Annotated in this window: 22 protein-coding genes and 9 tRNA genes; 29 read left to right on the top strand and 2 right to left on the bottom strand. The window is 41.6% G+C overall.

The window, feature by feature from the left end:
• Positions 1 to 325: 325 nt before the first annotated feature.
• Complete coding sequence (locus V514_RS0113500; RefSeq protein ID WP_029500443.1) at positions 326 to 1,504, bottom strand: FtsW/RodA/SpoVE family cell cycle protein; 1,179 nt, start codon at positions 1,502 to 1,504, stop codon at positions 326 to 328.
• 142 nt (positions 1,505 to 1,646) lie between these two features.
• On the opposite strand from V514_RS0113500, the gene V514_RS0113495 reads away from it, so the two are divergent.
• The 6 genes from V514_RS0113495 (at position 1,647) to V514_RS0113465 (ending at position 9,208) form a co-directional block, all read left to right on the top strand.
• Entirely contained in the window at positions 1,647 to 2,408 is a 762-nt protein-coding gene (locus tag V514_RS0113495) for a hypothetical protein (RefSeq protein ID WP_327059470.1), read from the top strand.
• Between the two features lie 215 nt (positions 2,409 to 2,623).
• Complete coding sequence (locus V514_RS0113490; protein ID WP_029500441.1) at positions 2,624 to 3,688, top strand: D-alanine--D-alanine ligase; 1,065 nt, start codon at positions 2,624 to 2,626, stop codon at positions 3,686 to 3,688.
• Between the two features lie 15 nt (positions 3,689 to 3,703).
• Positions 3,704 to 5,059 carry a UDP-N-acetylmuramoyl-tripeptide--D-alanyl-D-alanine ligase gene (locus V514_RS0113485; protein ID WP_029500440.1) on the top strand — a complete coding sequence of 452 codons (1,356 nt, stop codon included), beginning with the start codon at positions 3,704 to 3,706 and terminating at the stop codon, positions 5,057 to 5,059.
• A 450-nt stretch (positions 5,060 to 5,509) separates the two neighbouring features.
• Positions 5,510 to 7,066: a DEAD/DEAH box helicase gene (locus V514_RS0113475; RefSeq protein WP_029500438.1), complete on the top strand. Its 1,557-nt coding sequence runs from the start codon at positions 5,510 to 5,512 to the stop codon at positions 7,064 to 7,066.
• A 209-nt stretch (positions 7,067 to 7,275) separates the two neighbouring features.
• The gene (locus tag V514_RS0113470) at positions 7,276 to 7,755 is read left to right on the top strand and encodes a PH domain-containing protein (RefSeq protein ID WP_029500437.1); all 480 of its coding nucleotides are present in this window, start codon (positions 7,276 to 7,278) and stop codon (positions 7,753 to 7,755) included.
• Positions 7,748 to 9,208: a PH domain-containing protein gene (locus tag V514_RS0113465; RefSeq protein ID WP_029500436.1), complete on the top strand. Its 1,461-nt coding sequence runs from the start codon at positions 7,748 to 7,750 to the stop codon at positions 9,206 to 9,208. Before V514_RS0113470 ends, V514_RS0113465 begins: the two co-directional genes overlap by 8 nt.
• 34 nt (positions 9,209 to 9,242) lie before the next feature.
• On the opposite strand, the gene V514_RS0113460 is transcribed toward V514_RS0113465, so the two are convergent.
• Positions 9,243 to 9,863: a rhomboid family intramembrane serine protease gene (locus tag V514_RS0113460; RefSeq protein ID WP_029500435.1), complete on the bottom strand. Its 621-nt coding sequence runs from the start codon at positions 9,861 to 9,863 to the stop codon at positions 9,243 to 9,245.
• 70 nt (positions 9,864 to 9,933) lie between these two features.
• Here V514_RS0113460 and acpS point away from each other — a divergent pair, with 70 nt between their 5' ends.
• The 23 genes from acpS (at position 9,934) to V514_RS0113345 (ending at position 20,993) form a co-directional block, all read left to right on the top strand.
• Positions 9,934 to 10,290, top strand: a complete 357-nt coding sequence (acpS, locus tag V514_RS0113455) for a holo-ACP synthase (protein WP_029500434.1) — start codon at positions 9,934 to 9,936, stop codon at positions 10,288 to 10,290.
• Positions 10,291 to 10,453: 163 nt separating this feature from the next.
• The gene (gene alr, locus V514_RS0113450) at positions 10,454 to 11,572 is read left to right on the top strand and encodes an alanine racemase (RefSeq protein ID WP_029500433.1); all 1,119 of its coding nucleotides are present in this window, start codon (positions 10,454 to 10,456) and stop codon (positions 11,570 to 11,572) included.
• 159 nt (positions 11,573 to 11,731) lie between these two features.
• On the top strand, positions 11,732 to 11,992 hold the full coding sequence (locus V514_RS0113445; protein WP_029500432.1) for a hypothetical protein: 261 nt from the start codon (positions 11,732 to 11,734) through the stop codon (positions 11,990 to 11,992).
• Positions 11,993 to 12,019: 27 nt separating this feature from the next.
• Complete coding sequence (locus V514_RS0113440) at positions 12,020 to 12,370, top strand: type II toxin-antitoxin system PemK/MazF family toxin (protein ID WP_029500431.1); 351 nt, start codon at positions 12,020 to 12,022, stop codon at positions 12,368 to 12,370.
• Between the two features lie 172 nt (positions 12,371 to 12,542).
• A complete protein-coding gene (locus V514_RS19280; protein WP_029500430.1) occupies positions 12,543 to 13,322 on the top strand; it encodes an STAS domain-containing protein in 780 nt (259 codons plus the stop codon).
• A gap of 5 nt (positions 13,323 to 13,327) precedes the next feature.
• On the top strand, positions 13,328 to 13,693 hold the full coding sequence (locus V514_RS0113430) for an STAS domain-containing protein (RefSeq protein WP_035944883.1): 366 nt from the start codon (positions 13,328 to 13,330) through the stop codon (positions 13,691 to 13,693).
• A 2-nt stretch (positions 13,694 to 13,695) separates the two neighbouring features.
• Positions 13,696 to 14,094, top strand: coding sequence for an anti-sigma regulatory factor (locus V514_RS0113425; RefSeq protein ID WP_029500428.1), 399 nt, complete (start codon positions 13,696 to 13,698; stop codon positions 14,092 to 14,094).
• A gap of 47 nt (positions 14,095 to 14,141) precedes the next feature.
• Positions 14,142 to 15,125 (top strand): SpoIIE family protein phosphatase, encoded by a 984-nt coding sequence (locus tag V514_RS0113420; RefSeq protein ID WP_029500427.1) that lies wholly within the window; start codon positions 14,142 to 14,144, stop codon positions 15,123 to 15,125.
• A gap of 21 nt (positions 15,126 to 15,146) precedes the next feature.
• Positions 15,147 to 15,467 carry an anti-sigma factor antagonist gene (locus V514_RS0113415; protein WP_029500426.1) on the top strand — a complete coding sequence of 107 codons (321 nt, stop codon included), beginning with the start codon at positions 15,147 to 15,149 and terminating at the stop codon, positions 15,465 to 15,467.
• A 4-nt stretch (positions 15,468 to 15,471) separates the two neighbouring features.
• Complete coding sequence (gene rsbW / locus V514_RS0113410; protein WP_029500425.1) at positions 15,472 to 15,945, top strand: anti-sigma B factor RsbW; 474 nt, start codon at positions 15,472 to 15,474, stop codon at positions 15,943 to 15,945.
• Positions 15,923 to 16,702 (top strand): RNA polymerase sigma factor SigB, encoded by a 780-nt coding sequence (sigB, locus tag V514_RS0113405; RefSeq protein ID WP_029500424.1) that lies wholly within the window; start codon positions 15,923 to 15,925, stop codon positions 16,700 to 16,702. The genes rsbW and sigB overlap by 23 nt, the downstream gene beginning before the upstream one ends.
• Positions 16,695 to 17,279, top strand: coding sequence for a PP2C family serine/threonine-protein phosphatase (locus V514_RS0113400; protein WP_161630207.1), 585 nt, complete (start codon positions 16,695 to 16,697; stop codon positions 17,277 to 17,279). Before sigB ends, V514_RS0113400 begins: the two co-directional genes overlap by 8 nt.
• Before the next feature lie 81 nt (positions 17,280 to 17,360).
• A complete protein-coding gene (locus tag V514_RS0113395; RefSeq protein ID WP_029500422.1) occupies positions 17,361 to 19,490 on the top strand; it encodes a Tex family protein in 2,130 nt (709 codons plus the stop codon).
• Positions 19,491 to 19,553: 63 nt separating this feature from the next.
• Positions 19,554 to 20,003, top strand: a complete 450-nt coding sequence (locus tag V514_RS0113390; protein WP_029500421.1) for a SprT family protein — start codon at positions 19,554 to 19,556, stop codon at positions 20,001 to 20,003.
• Positions 20,004 to 20,112: 109 nt separating this feature from the next.
• Positions 20,113 to 20,189: transfer RNA gene (locus V514_RS0113385), tRNA-Asn, on the top strand.
• Between the two features lies 1 nt (position 20,190).
• A tRNA-Glu gene (locus V514_RS0113380) sits at positions 20,191 to 20,265 on the top strand.
• 19 nt (positions 20,266 to 20,284) lie between these two features.
• Positions 20,285 to 20,361, top strand: a tRNA-Met gene (locus V514_RS0113375).
• 2 nt (positions 20,362 to 20,363) lie between these two features.
• Positions 20,364 to 20,440: transfer RNA gene (locus tag V514_RS0113370), tRNA-Asp, on the top strand.
• A 9-nt stretch (positions 20,441 to 20,449) separates the two neighbouring features.
• A tRNA-Gln gene (locus V514_RS0113365) sits at positions 20,450 to 20,524 on the top strand.
• A 46-nt stretch (positions 20,525 to 20,570) separates the two neighbouring features.
• Positions 20,571 to 20,646: transfer RNA gene (locus tag V514_RS0113360), tRNA-Lys, on the top strand.
• A gap of 77 nt (positions 20,647 to 20,723) precedes the next feature.
• A tRNA-Leu gene (locus V514_RS0113355) sits at positions 20,724 to 20,809 on the top strand.
• A gap of 30 nt (positions 20,810 to 20,839) precedes the next feature.
• Positions 20,840 to 20,916, top strand: a tRNA-Arg gene (locus V514_RS0113350).
• Positions 20,917 to 20,919: 3 nt separating this feature from the next.
• Positions 20,920 to 20,993, top strand: a tRNA-Gly gene (locus V514_RS0113345).
• Positions 20,994 to 21,051: the final 58 nt, after the last annotated feature.

Below are 21,051 nucleotides of genomic sequence, written 5' to 3'. Positions count from 1 at the left end.
GTTGCGACAATTTTCGTGTTGAAAATGCCCGTCAGAAACGTAAAATCAACCCTTTTCGGCTCATTTTGGGCAAAAACGCGCCTAAATCATTTTTCAAAAGTAGTAATGATTTGTGATATTATCGTAAATAAAAATTTTTGTTGACAGCTTTGTGCACGATGCTTACTAAAAGGTGATTTTTTCGTGCATGAATGGTCCTTGTTTGACACTTATTTTTAATTATGTTGTATCGAAAACACGCTTTTTGAGCTCATAGCTGATTTCTGATGAGCCACGCCATAAAAAAAGGCGTTTCACTTTTGAGCTCAAAAGTGAAACGTCTTTATTAATCATCTCGACCAAACATGTACGTGTGATGATGGAATTTCATACTGAATACAAGGCCGAGTGCGAACGCATTCCCCATCATCGAACTACCGCCATAACTAATGAATGGTAATGGGATACCTGTGATTGGTAAAACTTGCGTTGTCATACCGATATTTTCTAACACGTGGAACGTAATCATCGCGATGATCCCTGCGCACACATATGTACAGAATGGATCTTTCATTTGGAGCGTTAATTTCGTTAGGTGATAGATTAGGAAGAAGAACAGTACGATCACGGCACTAGCGCCGACGAAGCCCCATTCTTCCCCGATAATGCTAAAAATAAAGTCGGTGTGGTTTTCCGGCACATACACTTCATGTTGTTTGTAGCCTTTACCGAAAATTTCGCCAGAGCCAATAGCATTAAGCGATTTTACTAAGTGATAACCATCACTTGATGAATAAGAGTATGGATCGAGCCAAGAATAAATACGTGCGAATTGGTATGTTTTCACGCCAAGAACATCATTTAAAAATTCTTGTTTGTACAGTGCCATCCATAACAGCGTACCACCAGCAGCAATCGCCACTGTAGCGATTGGTAAGATGATGCGCCAAGCAACACCTGCAACGACAATCATCGCGGCTGTGATTGCTAAGAATACTAAGCTTGTCCCAAGGTCGGGTTGTTGCATAATAAACGCGAGTGGAATTGCTAATGTTAAAAAGATTTTTCCTAATAAAATAAAGTCGGTTTTAATCGTTTTGACTGGATTTACTTCATGGTGTTTTGTCACAATGCGTGCGAGTGCGAGAATGTAAAAGGTTTTCATAAACTCGGACGGTTGAATATCGGCAAAAGGTAAATGGAACCAACTTTTTGCACCATTACGTGGTTCAACAAGTGCCATTGAGTCAGGTAAGGCTACAAGAACAGCTAGTAAAAAAACACCGAAACCGAACAAATACCAAGCCATTTTTTTGTATTGCTCCGGCTCGAAATACATCATGACAGAGATGATGCAAGCAGCGACAAAGTACCAGAATAATTGCTTTGGTACGAAGTTTGTTGCATATTGTCCGGACATTTGCGCTGATGAAATTGCAGCGATACTAACAATACAAAAAAGGCCCATAATGAGGATTAGTGTCCAATCCAAACGATCGAAGAAATTTTTTCGATTGTTATTCATATTTGCCACCTAATATTAATTATTTAACTTACTTATTATAGCGTATTTTATTGTAACACGCTTGTGCATAAAGTTGTGACGAAATCGAATCACAAATGTTTCAAATTCATGCAATTCAATCTATAATAGGGAGAGGAATGGGGTGATCGACTTGGCAAAGAAAATGCGAGCTGCGGATGATTTTTTGCATCATTTATATGTACATGTTAATGAGTTGAATCAATTTGTGGTATTAAGCGGTTTAAAATTTCACGAATTTGCTTCCTCAGTCGGTTCGCTTCAAAACATTTTACTGTTGAAAAATGAGTTCGAAGACGGCTCGTTTAACATGCACACGCGCTTAGGGTTTGTTGATGATAAGAGCATGCCTTACTTTGCAAAGAAAATTTCAGATTCAAAACAAGATTTATGCTGGATTGATTTTTCAGATGAGAAAAAGTTGAATTTGCTAACGCCGCAAGAGCAGGCGGAGCTCCTTTATATTGGTCATAAAAAGGAGCCACTGCGGTCACCTTTCTATCACCAGCTACAAAATAAATATGTCTACTTAGAAAATAAAGAAGATAAGTATACAAAAGTTTATTTTCGTCATTTAGAGGACAATGATCGTCTTGTCGTCAATGTGTTTAATAACGTCATTCAGTTGAAAGAGCGTCAGACGAGTTTTTGGCGTCGTCGCGTTGCAACGGTGATGCCGCATTTTACAATCGATGTTTGCGATGCCTTTCGTGAGCATATGAAGGACGGGGCACTGTTTTCGATGTACCGCATTGAAAAGCCGAAAGTGGCCTATGTGCTCGAAGTTCGTAATGTGGCCGATATCAATTTCGTCGATGAGATTTGGGACGATTTAAATTCGTTGTTAAAGCAAAAGCCAGATGGGGTACTAGAGGTACATAAGTAGTCCGCGATAAATACGGTGATGTATAGGATTCCTTTCGCATGACGAATAGGAATCTTTTTTTCGATTTTTTTATGAAAATGTGCAAGACAGTGCTATTATAGGTAATGATATTTTTCTTGCATGAAGATGTGGAAACTTTATCCGATAGAAATCGTCCTATTCGATTCCAGGACATTCGTTCGTAGACCAATTATAATTTGGAGGAACTGACTATTATGAATAAAAAATTAGGTTTATTATACGGTGGTAAATCGGCAGAGCATGATGTGTCGTTATCAACAGCAAAGGCAGCAACTCAAGCATTAAATTTCGATAAATATGATATTTTCCCAGTATTCATTACGCGTGGTGGCGAATGGCGCGTAGGCGAACAATTAACAGCACCAGCGGAATCAATTGAACAGCTGGCATTCACACGCGATACGGCAACAGACAATGATGTAACGGAATTTTTAACTTCTTTAAAAGAACGTAAATTTGACGTTGTATTCCCATTACTTCACGGCACAAATGGCGAAGATGGTACCGTACAAGGCTTCTTAGAAGTATTAAACTTACCGTACGTAGGGAACGGCGTACTTGCTTCTTCAGCTGGTATGGATAAAGTTTCAATGAAACAATTATTCGAAATCGCAGGCCTTCCTCAAGTTCCTTATAGTTATTTCATTCGCAATGAATGGCAAAAAAACCAACAAGCATTAATCGCTGAAATGGAAGAAAACTTAACGTACCCGATGTTCGTAAAACCAGCTAACTTAGGCTCAAGTGTTGGTGTATCAAAAGCGGATGATCGTGAAAAATTAATCGAAGCGGTTGAAGTGGCGCTGAAATATGACCGTAAAATCGTTGTAGAAACAGGCGTTGTTGCACGCGAAGTAGAAATGGCTGTACTCGGCAATGACGAGCCAGAAACATCTGTACCTGGTGAAATTAAACCGAAAACAGCATTTTACGATTACGATTCAAAATACAATGACAACAGCACCGATTTATTAATTCCAGCACCTGTCACAGATGACGTACAAGCACAGCTTTCTGATATGGCAAAACGCGCCTTTAAAATTTTAGATGGCGCTGGTTTAGTACGCGCTGACTTCTTCGTGACAGCAGAGAACGACATCTTCATTAACGAAGTCAACACATTACCAGGCTTTACGCCGGTAAGTATGTACCCAATTCTTTGGAAAAACACTGGTCTTTCATACAGCGAATTAATCGAAAAACTAATCAACCTTGGTATCGAACGCCATAACGAAAAACAACAACTTCAATATCAATAAGAGGGGTCTTTAAACATGAAAAAGACGATAAATGAAATCGCAGCATGGCTTGGCGTACCGCAAACATTTGAGGATACGGTTGTGACCGGCATCTCGATTAATACGCGTACGCTTGTGCCGGGAGATTTATTTATTCCATTCCACGGTGAACAAGCGAATGGTCATAAATATGTCGCGCAAGCATTTGAACAAGGTGCAGCGGCGGCACTTTGGCAAAAAGATGAACCGAACCCACCACAACATGTGCCATTAATTTTTGTGGACGATTCAGAAGAGGCGCTGCAACAAATGGCGCGCGCGTATCGTGCAGAACATCAGGCGACATTTATCGCCGTAACGGGTTCAAATGGTAAAACATCGACAAAAGATTTAATTGCCGGTACATTGGCGCCGTATTATAAAGTGCAAAAAACAGAAGGTAACTACAATAATCAACTTGGTTTACCATTAACATTGTTAGCGTTAGATGACGATACGCAATTTGCGGTGCTTGAAATGGGCATGGACGGCTTCCATCAAATTGAGTTGCTGACAAAATTAGCTGAGCCGCATTACGCCGTTATTACAAATATTGGCGAAGCACATATGGAAGCGCTTGGTTCTCGTGAAGGTATTGCGAAAGCGAAGTTTGAAATTGTGCAAGGTTTACAAGCAGATGGCGTATTTTTCTATGATGGCGATGAGCCGTTATTACGTCCATTAGTTGCAGCAGAAAATATCAATGCTGTGTCGTTTGGCTTAGAAGAAACGAACGATTTATATGCGACAGCCATTACAGAACAGGAACAAGGCAGCCAATTTACGGTCCACGGGTTATTAAATGATGACTTCTTTATTTCTGTCTTAGGTCGTCACCAAGTGAAAAATACACTTGTCGCGATATTAATTGCACAGCAAGTTGGTTTAACAAATGAGCAAATTCGTGCCGCACTAAAAGGTGTCGAATTAACGAATATGCGTATGCAACTCGTTAAAGGCAACAATGATATTTTATTTATTAATGATGCGTACAATGCGGCGCCAACATCGGTTCGTGCCGCACTGGACTTCGTTGAACACGCTAGTATGCGTAGCGATAAATGGGTCGTGCTTGGCGATATGCTAGAGCTTGGCGCATTAGAGCGTGACTATCATGAAAACATTGCCGACGATTTAAATTTAGCGGCGATTCAACATGTGTGCTTGTACGGTCCGCGTATGGAGGCACTTTACAACAACATTAAAGACCGTGCGGATGTCGTTTGGAGTCGCGACGATTATGCACCGATTATCGACAAGATTGCACGCGAAGCATCTGCAGATTCTTTAGTACTATTAAAAGGTTCTCGTGGTATGGCGCTTGAAAATGTACTACAAGCATTTACAAAATAACAGACGAAGGAATTGTGCTGCGGCATGATTCCTTTTTTAATTGTTTTCGTCATGCACTTCGCTGGCGCGCGCAAAAATGAGAGCGCTTTTATGGTGTGTGTTTAATTTTCAGAAAATTTCAATCGATTGTTATTCGTTGCATAGTGTCAACGTGCATGGTAGAATACTTAGAGCAATGGATACATTTTGTATGAGACTCTCCGGTCGTTTGATGTGGAGGGTACTTTTTTTTGAACATTAACGGTCAATGATGATGAGGTTATTTAACTTCGAAATTAAACCGCTCGGCAAAGTCCGGGCTTTACTTTATATAAACCTACTCCATTTTAATGGAGGTATAAGCGTTCAGGATTATGAAAATCCTAGACATGAGGCTCGATTTGCCCTATTTTCATCTGAAAATGTAACCATTTGTCAACTGCACACTTAACTAAAAGGAGAATGAGAAGTTTGACAAATTTTTCAGAATTAAATATTAGCGAATCTACATTAAAATCCCTAGAACGTATGGGATTTGAAGAAGCAACACCAATCCAAGCAGGAACAATTCCTCTAGCTGTTGAAGGCCGTGACATTATCGGTCAAGCACAAACAGGTACAGGTAAAACTGTTGCCTTTGGTGTTCCATTAATTGAAAAAGTAGATCCTAAAGATCCAACAATCCAAGCGTTAGTAATCGCACCGACTCGTGAATTAGCAATCCAATGTTCTGAGGAGTTCCACAAAATCGGTTACGGCAAGCGTTCTAAAATTCTTTCTGTATACGGTGGTCAAGATATTAGCCGCCAAATCCGCGCACTTAAAAACAAACCACAAATTATTGTTGGTACACCAGGTCGTATTTTAGACCACATTAAACGTCGCACATTAAAATTAGAAAACGTTAAAACGTTAGTATTAGACGAAGCAGATGAAATGCTAAACATGGGATTCATTGAAGATATCAATGCAATCTTAGAAAACGTACCATCTGAACGCCAAACACTTTTATTCTCTGCTACAATGCCTCCAGCAATTCGTAAAATTGCGGATACATTCATGAAAGAGCCTGAAAGCGTAAAAATCAAAGCGAAAGAATTAACAGTTGATAACATCGACCAATATTTCGTGAAATCTCAAGAACGTGAAAAATTCGATATTTTATCTCGTTTATTAAACGTTCAAAAACCTGAACTTGCAATCGTATTCGGCCGTACAAAACGTCGCGTTGATGAATTATCACACGCACTAAGCATCCGCGGTTACATTGCAGAAGGTATCCACGGTGACCTTTCTCAAGCGAAACGTCTTTCTGTATTACGTCAATTCAAAGAAAACAAAATTGATGTATTAGTAGCAACGGACGTAGCTGCTCGTGGTCTTGATATCTCAGGCGTAACACACGTTTACAACTTCGATATTCCACAAGATCCAGAATCTTACGTTCACCGTATCGGCCGTACTGGTCGTGCTGGTAAATCAGGCGTAGCGGTTACATTCGTAACACCACGTGAAATGAGCTACCTACGTATCGTTGAAGAAACAACGAAAAAACGTATGACACCTCTTAAGCCACCAACTGCTGATGAAGCATTAGTTGGTCAACAAGAAGTAGCGGTACAACAATTAAAAGCAATCGTTGAAAAAAATCATTTAAGCACTTACCGTGCAATGGCTGAAGAGTTATTACAAGAGGCAGATGCAATCGATTTAGTTGCAGCAGCTCTTAAATCATTAACAAAAGAGCCAGATGATACACCGGTTAAAATCTCTGAAGAACGTCCACTTCCAATGCGTGGCGGTCGCGGCGGCGGTCGTGGCGGCAACGGTGGTGGCCGTGGTAACGGCGGTCGTGGTAGTAACGGCGGTGGCCGTAACTTCCGCGGTGGTAACCGTAATCGTAGCAGCAATGGCGGTGGCGGAGAACGTCGTCGTGACAATCGTGAAGGTGGCGGAGAACGTCGTGAACGTCGCAGCGGCAGCAATGATAGCCGTCGTCGTCCTCGTCGTAGCAACAACGAAGGTTAAGCAACGAATCATTCAAGAAGCTGGGACATACGTGTAACAACACCCTCTCAGATGAGCATAAGAAAAACCGGAATCGCGCTGTGGCGCGGTTCCGGTTTTTTGTTGTGAACGCTAAAAAAGAAAAATGACCTGTTTTGTCGCAGCCTCTTTTTTGTGCAAATAAACGATGTATGAGACACTAAAAAGGATTATAGGAGAGAAGGTGGATTATTTTGCAAGAACCAACGCAACAAATTTCGCGAAAGGGCTTAACGGTGTGGCGCATTCATGGCGTCATCGAAACGCTTATCGTCTGGCTTCTGTTAAGCGTTATCGGCGCATTGACGTATTTTTTTGATTGGTATTCATGGCTTTATATTGTTATTGCGGTGCTCGCCTTCTTAGAAGCGGCGACCGCGATTTTCATTTTCCCGAAAATCAAATGGCATCATTGGCGCTATGAAGTGCGCGAAGAGGAAATCGATTTAAAGTACGGCTTGTTTATTATTAAACGCGTGCTTGTCCCAATGGTGCGCGTGCAGCATGTGAATACGACACAGGGGCCGATTTTGAAAAAATATCATCTCGCAGAAATTTCAATCTCAACAGCAGCAACGGTTCATACGATTCCGGCGCTAACCGAAGAAGAGGCCGATGTGTTGCGCTCGAAAATTTCCGCGTTAGCAAGGGTGGCTGAAGACGATGTATGATAAGCAGCATCTTCACCCGATTACGATTTTATTAAATTTCCTCAAAATCATAAAAGAAACGATTGCGGCAGTAGCGGTCATCTTTGTCCTCAATATTAAAAATATCCCGTGGAATCCAATGGACCCTCATTTTAAGTGGACGCTTTTAGGGCTGTTAATCGCCTTTTTTTTAGTGTGTTTATTGCTTGTGCTCACATGGGTTTTTTGGCGTAAATATACGTATTGGGTTGAAAATGAAGAGCTCCATGTTGAAAAGGGCCTATTCGTTAAAAAGCATCAGTATGTCCCGTTTGAGCGCATTCAAAGCGTCAATTTTAAAGAAAGTATTTTCCACCGGCCATTTGGTCTTGTGAAAGTGACGATTGAAACGGCTGGCAGTGAAGATTCTGGGATTGCATTAACAGCTATTTCACGTGAACAGGCCGATTGGATTGATGCGGCAACAAAACGCGCTAAACGTCATGAAACAGTAGAGAAGGCAGAGCAAGAAGAAATAACTACACGTGAAATGGTTTATCATATGACGACAAAAAATTTATTGATTTTGGCGACAACCTCAAGTGGTATTGGCGTTATTTTTTCAGCGGTGGCAGCCGTTATGTCGCAGCTGTCGGATGTAATTCCGTATGAATTAATTTTTAATGAATTAAAAGATTTTATGAAATATGGCATTTTAATTGTGTCGCTCATCGTTTTTACGGTGCTGTTTATTTCGTGGCTGATTTCGGTCGTCATCACGTATTTAAATCATGCGAATTTTATCGTCGAGCGTGAACAGGATCGCCTGTTTATTTCAAAAGGGTTATTAGAGAAAAAACGTGTCGCTGTGCCGATGTCACGCATTCAAGGCATTAAAATTGTCGAGACACCGCTGCGTCAGTTGTTTGGTTTTGCGGCGATTCATTTAGAAAGTGCTGGCAATACTGAAGAGGACGGCGATTCAAAAATTTCACTTGTCCCACTTATTAAAAAGCGCGAGGCACTGGAATTGTTGTCAGAACTATTTCCGACCTATCAATTTGAGCATACGCTCGTGAAAGCGCCGAAACGTGCAGCGTGGCGCTTTATGTTATTCTTTAGCGCATGGGCAGTGATTCCGGTCGCGTTAGTGAGCTATTTTGTGCCGCTTGGTTATGGTTTATATAGCCTTGTTGTGTTGCCTCTGTTAATGCTCTTTGGTTACGCTGAATATCGTTCGTCCGGTTTTGCGCTGCATGACAAGCAATTAACGCTTGTGACGCGTAGGTTTTCAAAGGAATCCTTTTTCGTCATGAAGCAACGGATTCAAACGATGCAAGTTCGTCAAAGTGTGCTAGCTGAACGTGGTGATTTGGCGCGTCTTCACGTGTCGATTGTGGCGGGTACTGCAGAGTCTGAAACGGCATTACGCTTTTTTGAAAAGCACAAACTCATGCAAATTTTTGACTGGTATCGACCCGCAAGACGCAACTAAAAAAAGAGGCTTCCGTTGATGGAAGCCTCTTTTTTTAGTTGCGCTGTTTGCGTTGTTCACGCCATTTTAAAATATTTTTTGGGTGGAAATTAATAAAGCCGAAAAGCGCCCCTGTTAAGAGGCCGGCGATATGAGCAGTCGCATTTACATTTGGTTGTAAAAATGTGATGATTACAGAAATGACCGCTAGTGGTACAATCATTTGACGCAACTGTGGTAAGATGTTGCGCGTATAATAAACGAGTGCTAAAAAGGCACCTAAAATACCAAAGATGGCGCCGCTTGCACCAACGGATACGTATTCAGGACCTTGAATAAAATACGTTGCAACATTGCCGATAATGCCAGACATCATATAAATTGTAAAGAAGCGCAATTTGCCGGCGATTTTTTCAAGCTCAGGGCCAAACACATAAAGCCAAAACATATTGGATAAAATATGTAGGAAGCCCCCGTGAATAAATACCGCGGTAATGACGCGCCAATATTCGCCATCTGCAATGAGCCAATTGGCAGCCGCGCCATAATTTAAAATTTCAACGCGGATAGATGGCACAAGCCCGGCAATATAAACAATTAAGTTAATAATGATGAGCGATGCAACCATTGGATACCATTTCACATAATCCGAAAGTTTTTCATTACGGTTGAACATACAGTCACTCCTCGTTCTAATTTACCGTTATTATACATGGTTCAAGATTAAGAAAGAAAGGGTGAGCTAGATGATTACAGGAATTGGTCTCGATATTGTCGAGCTTGAGCGCGTTGCAGCAATCAATGCTCGTAGCGCCGCATTTCGCAAAAAAGTACTTACGGAAAAAGAACTAGCTATTTATGAGACGCTTAAACCATCGCGCCAACTTGAATTTTTAGCTGGGCGCTTTTCAGCAAAAGAAGCTTTTTCAAAAGCGCTCGGTACGGGGCTTGGCAAGCATTGTGCACTGCATGATGTTGAAATTTTGAAAGAGCCAAGTGGTCGCCCGGCGCTTTATTTTAAAGGGGAAAAAGTCGCTGGTTTCGTATCAATTACGCATTCAAAAGCCTATGCGGCAGCGCAGGTTATTTTGGAAGAGGCTTAAAAATTCTTATGAAAAAGGGCTTAAAAAGCGAATTTACGGGTAAAGAAAATTATCGCCTGTAAATCGAAAAAATGGTCTTTTAAAGAGCCTTTGGAAAGATTGACCTCATCAATTGAGAGGTACATAATATTAGCATAAATCACGATTAGAAGAGGTTAGACAAATGGAAGAACTACAAAACTTTCGACCTACAAAGGCCGTTATCGATTTAAAAGCGATTCAATCAAATATTTCAAATCTACGCAAGCACTTGCATTCAGACGTACATATTATGGCAGTCATTAAAGCAAACGCTTACGGCCATGGAGATATTCGCGTGGCTGAAGCTGCACTTGAGGCAGGAGCGACGATGCTTGCAGTAGCAACACCAGAGGAAGCACTACATGTTCGCTGTCATATCGCGGACACACCGATTTTAATTTTAGGAGCGGTGCCGGTTTCTTTTGCACCATATGCAGCAAAATACGGCATTACGCTAACGGTCTTTTCAACGGAATGGCTTGAGCAGCTAGCACCTCTTGCGCCACAATTTGAAAAGCCGTTACGTATTCATGTGAAGGTTGATAGTGGCATGGGCCGCATTGGCGTTCGCACAGTTGAAGAGTTGCGTGCCGTATATGATGCAGCGCAAATGGAACACGTCGTTGTCGATGGCATTTTTACGCACTTTGCGACGGCCGATGATGAAGAAACGACATTTTACGAACAGCAGCTTGCAACATTTAAAAAGCTTGTGGCGTCCCTTCCTACAAAGCCGCGTCTCGTACATGCCGCAAACACAGCCGCTGCACTTGTTAAAGAACATGTGCAGTTTGATGCGGTACGTTTTGGGATTTCTCTTTATGGCCTAGCGCCGTCCCCATATGTGGGCGAGCATTTGCCATATGCATTACAACCTGCGTTTTCATTAGAAACGGAGCTTGTTCATGTCAAAGAGCTACACAACGGCGAGACGGTTGGCTATGGTGCTACATACGAAGCTACGGGTGACGAATGGATTGGCACGATCCCGGTCGGTTATGCAGATGGTGTACTTCGCGGCCTTGCAAACCAAGAAGTTTTAGTACAAGGTATGCGCGCACCAATCGTTGGTCGCATTTGTATGGACCAAATTATGATTAAATTACCGAAAAAAATGACGGTCGGTGAACGCGTCGTGTTAATCGGTAAACAAGGTAATGATGAAATTACAATGCAGGAGTGGGCAAGTCGTCTAAATACGATTGTTTACGAGATTCCATGTATGCTAACAACTCGGATTCCACGCGTCTACAACGCCTGATTTTGGCGCTGTAGAAGGCAAGAAGATTCTGAAAACTAACTTTACTTATATCGCTTATTTTGTTTTACACCTTTTCAAGATACCAAATCGATGGTAGTATGGGTGTTAAGCTTATTTGAGAACGACTATAAATTGAGGTTTGTTTTGGAGGTGCTGGCTGTGAGTCAAAAACAATTAGAATTAGTGCAATTGCCCGAATATGAAATGGAAAAAGCGTATGAAGCTGTGCTGCAAAAAATTGCACAGCATTATGCGTATGAAAGTGATGTGCGTAAACATGCGCGTCAAGAACAACAAAAACATATTCGAGAGGCAATGGTTAAAGGATACGAAGAGATGTCCCAAATTAACCTTACGATATGCAGCGAATGTTTGCATGTGGAGTATGAAGCGGAGCATGTAACTGGCCGTATATGGTAACGCGTCTCGTTTGCGGAGGATGAAAAAGTGAACGTAAAACGCGGAGATGTCTTTTTTGCAGATTTATCACCAGTGGTCGGTTCCGAGCAAGGTGGAACGCGACCGGTGTTGATAATTCAAAATGATATTGGTAACAGATTTAGCCCGACCGTAATTATTGCGGCGATTACAGCACAAATACAAAAAGCAAAACTACCAACACATGTCGAAATTGATGCGAAGAAATATGGCTTCGAGCGTGATTCGGTTATTTTGTTAGAACAACTTAGAACAATTGATAAGTCTCGACTAACGGATAAAATAACTCAATTGGACGGACCATTAATGCGCAAAGTGGAGTCGGCATTGGAGATTAGTTTAGGCCTCATTAAATTTTAGTATACATAAAAAAAGACTACACGAATTTCGAGTAGTCTTTTTTGTATCCAAAATCTATTATATGTAGAAAAATAAAAAATAGCTGATATAGAAAAAAATGACTTTTAAAAGTGAATTATGTGCAGAAATATTATACAATTGTGTAAAGATTAAACTGGAGGGATGGTGAGTTTTGATTAACTGGATTGAACAATATAAATCAGAAATTATATCAGGTGTAGCCAACATGTGGCAACAGCGGACGAATGGGCAAGAAATTGCCGACGAAAAAATTATTGATAGCGTGCAACTAGTCGAGCAAACCATTTATAGTGACGATGAGCAGCATCGACAACAAGTTTGCCAATTGTACAGCCGAAAATATGCGTATTTCCAGGATACGGTTTTTTTAATACAACTTGTAGAAGAAGTCATATTAGACGCCGTTCTTAAATCAAATACCCATTCCGTTGAGCAGCTAAGCATTTTTTTACGAGAAAATCTGAAAAAGATGCATGACATTGAACGTTCACTTATCGAGGAATATGAGCGTAGTTATTTATATGCGATGGATACGCAACGCAACGCATTAAAAGAATTATCGACGCCGATTATACCCATTCTTGATAAAATATCCGTGTTACCGCTCGTTGGTACGATCGACACAATGCGTGCTAAGCGAATTATGGAAGATATATTAGACGGTGTATTGCAGCACAAGTCGGAAGTACTGCTGATTGATATTACGAGTGTACCCGTCATTGATACGATGGTGACGCATCATATTATGCAAGCGGTGAAAGCTGTAAAGCTACTTGGCACAACATGTATCATTGTTGGCATACGCCCAGAAATAGCCCATACGATTGTGTCGTTAGGTATTAATTTAGATAACTTTAAAACAACCGGTACATTACAGCGCGGAGTAGAAGAGGCATTACGTTTAACAAAGCGAAAAATTAACGAGGTGTGATAACGATGATTCAGCCAAAAGTGCCGATTTTAAAATTAAAAAATTGTTTGATTATTTCGATTCAATGGGAGCTAGATGACGCTACGGCGCTACAATTCCAACAAGATGTACTCAAAAAAATTCATGAAACCAATGCGCGGGGTGTCGTTATCGACTTAACAGCGCTTGATTTTATCGACTCATTTATTGCGCGAATTTTAGATGAAGTCATTCAAATGGCTGGCATGATGGGCGCGAAAGTAGCGCTAACGGGCATTCAGCCACCGATTGCGATTACGCTTGTTGAATTAGGAATTGAATTAAGTGATGTATTAACAGCGCTCGATTTAGAGAGTGGCTTAGATAGATTACAACAAGAATTGGAGGGATAAAGATGGACGTTTCCTCAGTGAGCATTTTGACGGAATGGGATATTGTTGCTGCACGTCAAATGGGCCGTAGCGAAGCGAAAACAATTGGCTTTGGCGCTGTAGACCAAGCGCGTATCACAACGGCAATTAGCGAATTAGCTCGAAATATTTATTTATATGCGGAGCAAGGAAGCGTCACGATTGGACGTTTCGAAAAAGACGGTAAAGTAGGAATCCGAGTAATTGCAGAGGATCAAGGACCTGGGATTGGCGATGTACAATTAGTACTTCAAGATGGATATTCTTCTTCTTATGGTTTAGGAGCAGGGCTTCCAGGGGTAAAGCGTTTGATGGATGAATTTGATATTCAAACAGAAGTAGGAGAAGGCACGAAGATTACAATTGTAAAATGGTTGTCTTAGCAGATAGGTGAGGATGCGTTACGAAAGAGATACAAAAGCAGTATACGATGTTACTGAGCCAATATTTAAAGTATCAAACCGAGAGAAATTTATATTTAGGTCAAAACTTTAGTCGCCACCTTGTCCAAAAGAACATTACACCAGAAGAGGTCATTAGTATTCATAAAGTTGCGCTTGAAGAGATTCAAGAATTAGGCATGACCGATACGATGATTATTTCACTCGATTTTTTAACGGAATTTATGATTCAGTATGGCTTGGCGCTACGCGAACATAAAATTTTAGTTGAGCAACAAGAATCGATGAATCATGAAATCGAATTAGCAGCGAAAGTGCAAAATACGATGTTGCGTACAAAAAAGCCGGAGTTAGATGGTGTGGATATTGATTTTCTTTCTGTACCAGCAGGCAAGATGAATGGTGATTACGTTTATTTCCAAGATGATGATAGCGATTTTGTTGGTATTGGTGTCGCAGATGTTGTAGGAAAGGGGATTCCTGCAGCATTGTGCATGTCGATGGTGAAAAATGGGCTTGATACATTAGGGCAAGCGAGCATTAGTCCGGCCTATGCACTTGATGTATTAAATCGCATCGTTGAAAAAAGTGTGGAAGATAACATGTTTATTTCAATGTTTTATGGACGGTATGACAATGAAGAGTCGGTGTTTACATATGCGTCGGCGGGGCATGAACCAGCACTTTATTATTGCGCACGTGAAGAAAAATTTTATGATCTTGATGAATCAAAAGGGTTATTATTAGGCATTTTACCAGATGTTCATTATATGGAAAGTTCGATTAAGTTAGCGAAAAATGACATGATTATTATTATGACAGATGGCGTAACAGAATGTCGCACAGAAAATGAGCGATTTTTATCACGACAAGAGCTAATCGATATGATTTATAACGTTAAAGATGAGACGCCCGGTGATTTAGCGCATAGCGTATTTAAAGCGCTCGAAAAATTCCAGGCATTCCATCAGCGCGATGATTTTACATTAGCGGTTATTAAAAAAGTACAGTAAATTAAACAAGAGGTGTAGAAGATGGATTTAACAGTAAATATTAAAACACAACAAGACAACAGTATTTTAGGTGTTATTAGCGGTGAAATCGATGCACATACAGCGCCGAAACTACGCGAACAATTACTAGCGATCGATACGAAAAGCACAAATAAAGCCGTACTTGATTTAGCGGGTGTAGGTTATATGGATAGTACTGGTATCGGCGTCATCGTGGCGTTTTACAAAAGCGTCATTGCAGATGGCGGTGAGCTTACGTTAATTGGCTTGTCTCCACGGTTAAAACGTTTATTCGATATTACAGGTTTAAGCGGTATTATTCACGTAGAGGAGGAGGCATAGCAACATGAGAGAATTCGATTATTTTGAAATGCGCATTCCGTCAAAAACGCAATACGTTGGTGTGGCGCGCTTAACAGTATCTGGTTTAGCAAGTCGTCTAGGTTTTTCGTATGATGATATTGAAGATTTAAAAATTGCGACAAGCGAAGCGGTAACAAATGCGATTCAACATGCTTATGTAGAAGATGAAGAGAAGCAAGAAGTTGTCGTTGGCTGTGCAGTATATGAAGATAAATTAGAAATTATGGTTGCGGATTATGGTCGCAGCTTTGAATTTGAAGAAGTAAAAGAAAAAGTAGGCCCGTATCACGAAGAAACGGAAGTTGAATTTATTCGTGAAGGAGGGTTAGGGTTATTTTTAATCGAAAGTTTAATGGATGAAGTGAAAGTATTAAACGAAAATGGCGTAACAGTGTTCATGACCAAATATGTTTCACGAGAGCAGGTGAATGCACATGTGGAAACAGACGTCCACTAGAAATGCCTCAAAAGAACAAGTACTTGCTTGGATTAAATTATACCAAGAAGAAAAAGACGATGAAGCACAAACGCGTCTCGTTGAAAACTATCAATATTTAGTGGAATCGATTGCGCGTAAATATTCAAATGGGCGTTCATATCATGACGATATCGTGCAAGTAGGGATGCTCGGTCTGTTAGGGGCCATTCGTCGTTTTGACCCAGAATTTGGTCGTAGCTTTGAAGCCTTTGCGGTGCCGACAATCGTTGGTGAAATTAAACGCTTCCTACGCGACAAAACTTGGGATGTTCATGTGCCGCGCCGTATTAAAGAGCTTGGTCCGCGTATTAAAGCAACCGTTGAGGTGTTGACGACAGAATTGCAACGTTCGCCAAAGGTATCAGAAATTGCCGAACGCCTCGAAGTGACGGAAGAGGAAGTGCTTGAAGCGATGGAAATGAGCCGTAGCTATCAAGCATTATCGATGGACCATTCGATTGAATCGGATTCAGATGGTAGTACGGTAACGTTATTTGATGTCGTTGGTCAAGAAGACGATGAGTTTGAAAAAACGAATCGCCGCATGATTGTCTCAGAAGCAATGAACGTGTTAAATGAACGCGAAAAACAAATTATTCAATTGACGTATTTAGAGCAATTGAGCCAAAAAGAAGCGGGCGAGCGCCTCGGTATTTCACAAATGCATGTGTCGCGCCTGCAGCGTAAAGCAATTAAAAAATTACAGCAGGCGATTATCGCCTCAGGTGGTGTCTAATATAGAGTGGTCGTATCATGCTTTTCAGCGCAATAAAAAGGAATATGATGTTTGTGGAGATAGTTTTTTTATTGGTGAGTTTCAGCAGCGCCTCGTTTGCGTTGTAGCAGATGGGTTAGGAAGCGGGCCAAATGCGCATGACAGTGCTGAGCGTGTGACGCAAGCGGTATCGACATACGGTGCGACGTTATCGCTTCAACAGCTAATGCATAAATGCAATGACGTGTTGCGGATGCAGCGCGGAGCTGTCGCCTCGATTATGTATATCGACTTTGAGCAACAGACGTTACAGTATTGTGGTGTTGGCAATATTTCTTGCTATTTTATTCATGATAATAAAGTGAGTTATCCAAAACCACATTACGGCTATTTAGCTGGCAAGCGCATTGAGCCTTTTGTTGAAACGATTTCATTTACGGTAGGGGACCGTTGTTTTCTACATTCAGACGGCATCGAAGTAAATGAAATAACACAATTGATTGACGACACAACGTGGCAAGCGTTGGAACACGATGATACCGAACAATATCTCACATATAAAGATGATGATCTAACGTATGTGATGCTTAATTTTTAAATGAAGGTGCCGGTAACGGGCCTTCTTTTTTTATGTCACGCAAAAATGATAAACTAATAACAATGAGAAAGGATGACATAGATGAATTTTTCAACGATTATTGCAAAAGAACTAAGCATTGCGCCAAAGCAGGCGACAGCTGTTATTACGTTGCTAGAAGATGGCAACACCGTACCATTTATTGCGCGTTATCGAAAGGAAGCGACCGGCTCACTTGATGAAGTTCAAATCAAAGCGATTGAGGACCGTCATCATTATTTAGTACAACTAGAAGAGCGCAAAAAAGACGTCATCACCTCGATTGATGAACAACAAAAATTAACACCAGAGCTTGTGGTGCAAATTAATGCGGCGACGATTTTAAAGCAAGTAGAAGATTTATATCGTCCGTATAAACAAAAGCGCCGTACAAAAGCAACGATTGCGAAGGAGTTAGGGTTAGAACCATTGGCTGATTTGTTGATGACTTTTTCGCGCGAGTCATTAGCGGTCTTGGCGCAAAGTTTTACGTCGGATGCATTAGATGTTGAGCGTGCATTGCAAGGGGCGCGTGATATTTTAGCAGAACGTTTTAGTGATGATGCAAAAATTCGTGAGACGATTCGCCGCTTCACATGGAAAGCAGGCGTCATTTCAACGGCTGTAAAAAATGAAGAGCAAGATGAAAAAGCAATTTTTGAAATGTATTATAGCTACGAAGAGCCGCTTGCAAAAATCGTGCCGCACCGGACATTAGCGATTAATCGCGGTGAGCATGAAGATATTTTACGCGTGGCGATTAAGGCACCTGTTGCAAAAATTGAGGAAGCGATGCGACGCGTGTGGCTGACAAATCCACAGTCACCGGCTGCCGCACAAGTGGAGCTTGCGATTGAAGATAGCTACAAACGTTTGATTGCACCGTCCATTGAACGCGAAGTACGCGGTGAGTTAACAGACAAAGCAGAGGCGCAGGCCATTCATATTTTCTCAGAAAACTTACGCAGTCTATTGCTGCAACCACCGATGAAAGGCAAATATGTGCTAGGCTTAGACCCTGCGTATCGTACGGGTTGTAAATTAGCCGTTGTCGATGATACCGGTAAAATGCTTGCTATTTCGGTCATTTATCCACATCCACCGAAAGCGAAACGCGATGATGCAAAGCGCATTATAAAAGAACTATTAGCGCAGTATCCGATTTCGATTGTCGCGATTGGCAATGGTACTGCCTCACGCGAATCGGAAGCATTTGTAGCGGAAGTGTTACAGGAAACGGCGAGTAGCGCGGCGTATGTTATTGTGAGCGAAGCGGGTGCGAGCGTCTATTCAGCGTCCGATGTGGCGCGCGCGGAATTCCCGGATTTACAAGTAGAGCAGCGCAGTGCGGTATCGATTGCACGCCGTCTACAAGATCCGCTAGCTGAACTCGTGAAAATTGAGCCTAAAGCGGTCGGTGTTGGGCAGTATCAACATGACGTATCGCAAAAGAAATTATCCGAGTCGCTGACGTTTATCGTCGAGACAGCCGTAAACCAAGTTGGTGTAGACGTGAATACAGCATCTGCATCGCTACTACAGTATGTATCAGGCTTATCAAAAAGCGTCGCTGAAAACATCGTGGCGATGCGTGGCGACAAGGGCAAGTTTACGGCGCGTACGCAATTGAAAAAAGTGCCACGACTTGGTGCGAAAACATATGAACAAGCAATTGGTTTCTTACGCGTAGTCGATGCGAAAAATCCATTAGATGCGACAGGTATTCACCCGGAAAGCTACCCATTAGCAAAAGAGTTATTGAAACGTGCGAATGTCACGATTGGTGCAGCTGATGCTGAAGAAGCACTTCACAAGCTCAATATCAGTGAGTTGAGCGCGGAATTAGCAGTCGGCGAAATTACGTTAAAAGATACGCTAGACGTGTTAATGAAACCAGCGCGTGACCCGCGTGATGCCTTTCCACAACCATTATTAAAGAAAGATATTTTAAAAATGGAAGATTTAAAGCCAGGGATGGAATTACAAGGAACCGTACGAAATGTTGTCGATTTTGGCGCGTTCATTGATGTTGGTGTGAAACAAGATGGCCTTGTGCATATTTCAAAATTGAAAAAAGGTTTTGTGAAGCATCCACTAGATGTCGTTTCATTAGGTGATATCGTGACGGTATGGGTCGATTCAGTTGATACGAAAAAAGAGCGCATTGCCTTGACGATGCTTGCGCCACAATAATAGCAAGCACTACTTTCTCTGTGTACAATAGAAGGTAGTGCTTTTTTGACGGGAGGGCTTGTGATGACAAATGAAGAAGTACATCAACTCGTCTGTATGATTTCAGCGCGCGATTTTCAGAAGACGTTTCGGCATGAAGCATTTTTTAATAGGCGTTTAAAGACAACGGGCGGGCGCTATATGTTACGCACACATAATATTGAATTAAACTATACAATGTATGAATTATTTGGACTCGATGAATTAATCGGAATTATTAAACATGAGTTATGCCACTACCATTTACATCTTGAACAAAAGGGCTACCAACATAACGATCGAGATTTTAAGCAGCTACTCGCTGAGGTAGGGGCACCACGTTATTGTGCATCGATTAAACATCCGGCGGCCAAAACATTATATAAACATCATTATGTATGTAATAAATGTGGGCAAAGCTATGAGCGGAAACGTAGGGTAAATATAATGAAATACCGTTGTGGTAAGTGTTCAGGGCAGCTTTTAGAAAAATAAAAAGTTTTTTTGGAAAAACTATTGACGTTTCTCATATACCTCTCTATAATAGTAAAAGTCGACAAGGTAATCACTTACTTGAACGGCACGAAAATTTTATTATTATTATTCCGTTGTAGCTCAGTTGGTAGTAGCATCTGACTGTTAATCAGAGGGTCGTAGGTTCGAGTCCTACCAACGGAGCCATGGCCCCTTGGTCAAGCGGTTAAGACACCGCCCTTTCACGGCGGTAACACGGGTTCGAATCCCGTAGGGGTCACCATTTAATTCAATATTATTATCGCGGGGTGGAGCAGTTCGGTAGCTCGTCGGGCTCATAACCCGAAGGTCGCAGGTTCAAATCCTGTCCCCGCAACCAATGGTCCGGTAGTTCAGCTGGTTAGAATGCCTGCCTGTCACGCAGGAGGTCGCGGGTTCGAGTCCCGTCCGGACCGCCATTTAAATATTGGGGTATAGCCAAGCGGTAAGGCAACGGATTTTGATTCCGTCATGCCCAGGTTCGAATCCTGGTACCCCAGCCATTTTTAAATATGAAATTAATTTATTGCATTTGTTATTTTTGGTCATGAGTCATTAGCTCAGTTGGTAGAGCATCTGACTTTTAATCAGAGGGTCGCTGGTTCGAATCCTGCATGACTCACCATTTTATTTTTTTTGGAAGTTAAGTATTGACACTGTGAAACACAGATGTTATAATATGAACACTTCGTTAAATGAGATGCGGCCGTGGCGGAATGGCAGACGCGCTAGGTTGAGGGCCTAGTCGAGGCAACTCGGTGGAGGTTCAAGTCCTCTCGACCGCACCAAATATTTCATAATTTTAACTTTATAATAATGCGCCCATAGCTCAATTGGATAGAGCGTCTGACTACGGATCAGAAGGTTGTGGATTCGACTTCTGCTGGGCGCACCATATGCGGGTGTAGTTTAGTGGTAAAACCACAGCCTTCCAAGCTGTTGTCGGGAGTTCGATTCTCCTCACCCGCTCCAAGTATTATTATTTAAGGAATGAACCTTGAAAACTGAACAAGCAAGATGTAATCACAAT

It is taken from the genome of Kurthia huakuii LAM0618 (genome assembly GCF_000505545.1).
Lineage (GTDB): Bacteria > Bacillota > Bacilli > Bacillales_A > Planococcaceae > Kurthia > Kurthia huakuii.
This window is presented reverse-complemented; position numbering and strand designations above follow the sequence as displayed.

Excerpts from the sequence above, each read along its gene's own strand:
- V514_RS0113500 (WP_029500443.1), bottom strand. The coding sequence starts at position 1,504 with ATGAATAACAATCGAAAAAATTTCTTCGATCGTTTGGATTGGACACTA.
- V514_RS0113490 (WP_029500441.1), top strand. The coding sequence starts at position 2,624 with ATGAATAAAAAATTAGGTTTATTATACGGTGGTAAATCGGCAGAGCAT.
- V514_RS0113485 (WP_029500440.1), top strand. The coding sequence starts at position 3,704 with ATGAAAAAGACGATAAATGAAATCGCAGCATGGCTTGGCGTACCGCAA.
- V514_RS0113465 (WP_029500436.1), top strand. The coding sequence starts at position 7,748 with ATGTATGATAAGCAGCATCTTCACCCGATTACGATTTTATTAAATTTC.
- V514_RS0113460 (WP_029500435.1), bottom strand. The coding sequence starts at position 9,863 with ATGTTCAACCGTAATGAAAAACTTTCGGATTATGTGAAATGGTATCCA.
- acpS (WP_029500434.1), top strand. The coding sequence starts at position 9,934 with ATGATTACAGGAATTGGTCTCGATATTGTCGAGCTTGAGCGCGTTGCA.
- alr (WP_029500433.1), top strand. The coding sequence starts at position 10,454 with ATGGAAGAACTACAAAACTTTCGACCTACAAAGGCCGTTATCGATTTA.
- V514_RS0113430 (WP_035944883.1), top strand. The coding sequence starts at position 13,328 with ATGATTCAGCCAAAAGTGCCGATTTTAAAATTAAAAAATTGTTTGATT.
- V514_RS0113425 (WP_029500428.1), top strand. The coding sequence starts at position 13,696 with ATGGACGTTTCCTCAGTGAGCATTTTGACGGAATGGGATATTGTTGCT.
- V514_RS0113420 (WP_029500427.1), top strand. The coding sequence starts at position 14,142 with ATGTTACTGAGCCAATATTTAAAGTATCAAACCGAGAGAAATTTATAT.
- V514_RS0113415 (WP_029500426.1), top strand. The coding sequence starts at position 15,147 with ATGGATTTAACAGTAAATATTAAAACACAACAAGACAACAGTATTTTA.
- rsbW (WP_029500425.1), top strand. The coding sequence starts at position 15,472 with ATGAGAGAATTCGATTATTTTGAAATGCGCATTCCGTCAAAAACGCAA.
- sigB (WP_029500424.1), top strand. The coding sequence starts at position 15,923 with ATGTGGAAACAGACGTCCACTAGAAATGCCTCAAAAGAACAAGTACTT.
- V514_RS0113395 (WP_029500422.1), top strand. The coding sequence starts at position 17,361 with ATGAATTTTTCAACGATTATTGCAAAAGAACTAAGCATTGCGCCAAAG.
- V514_RS0113390 (WP_029500421.1), top strand. The coding sequence starts at position 19,554 with ATGACAAATGAAGAAGTACATCAACTCGTCTGTATGATTTCAGCGCGC.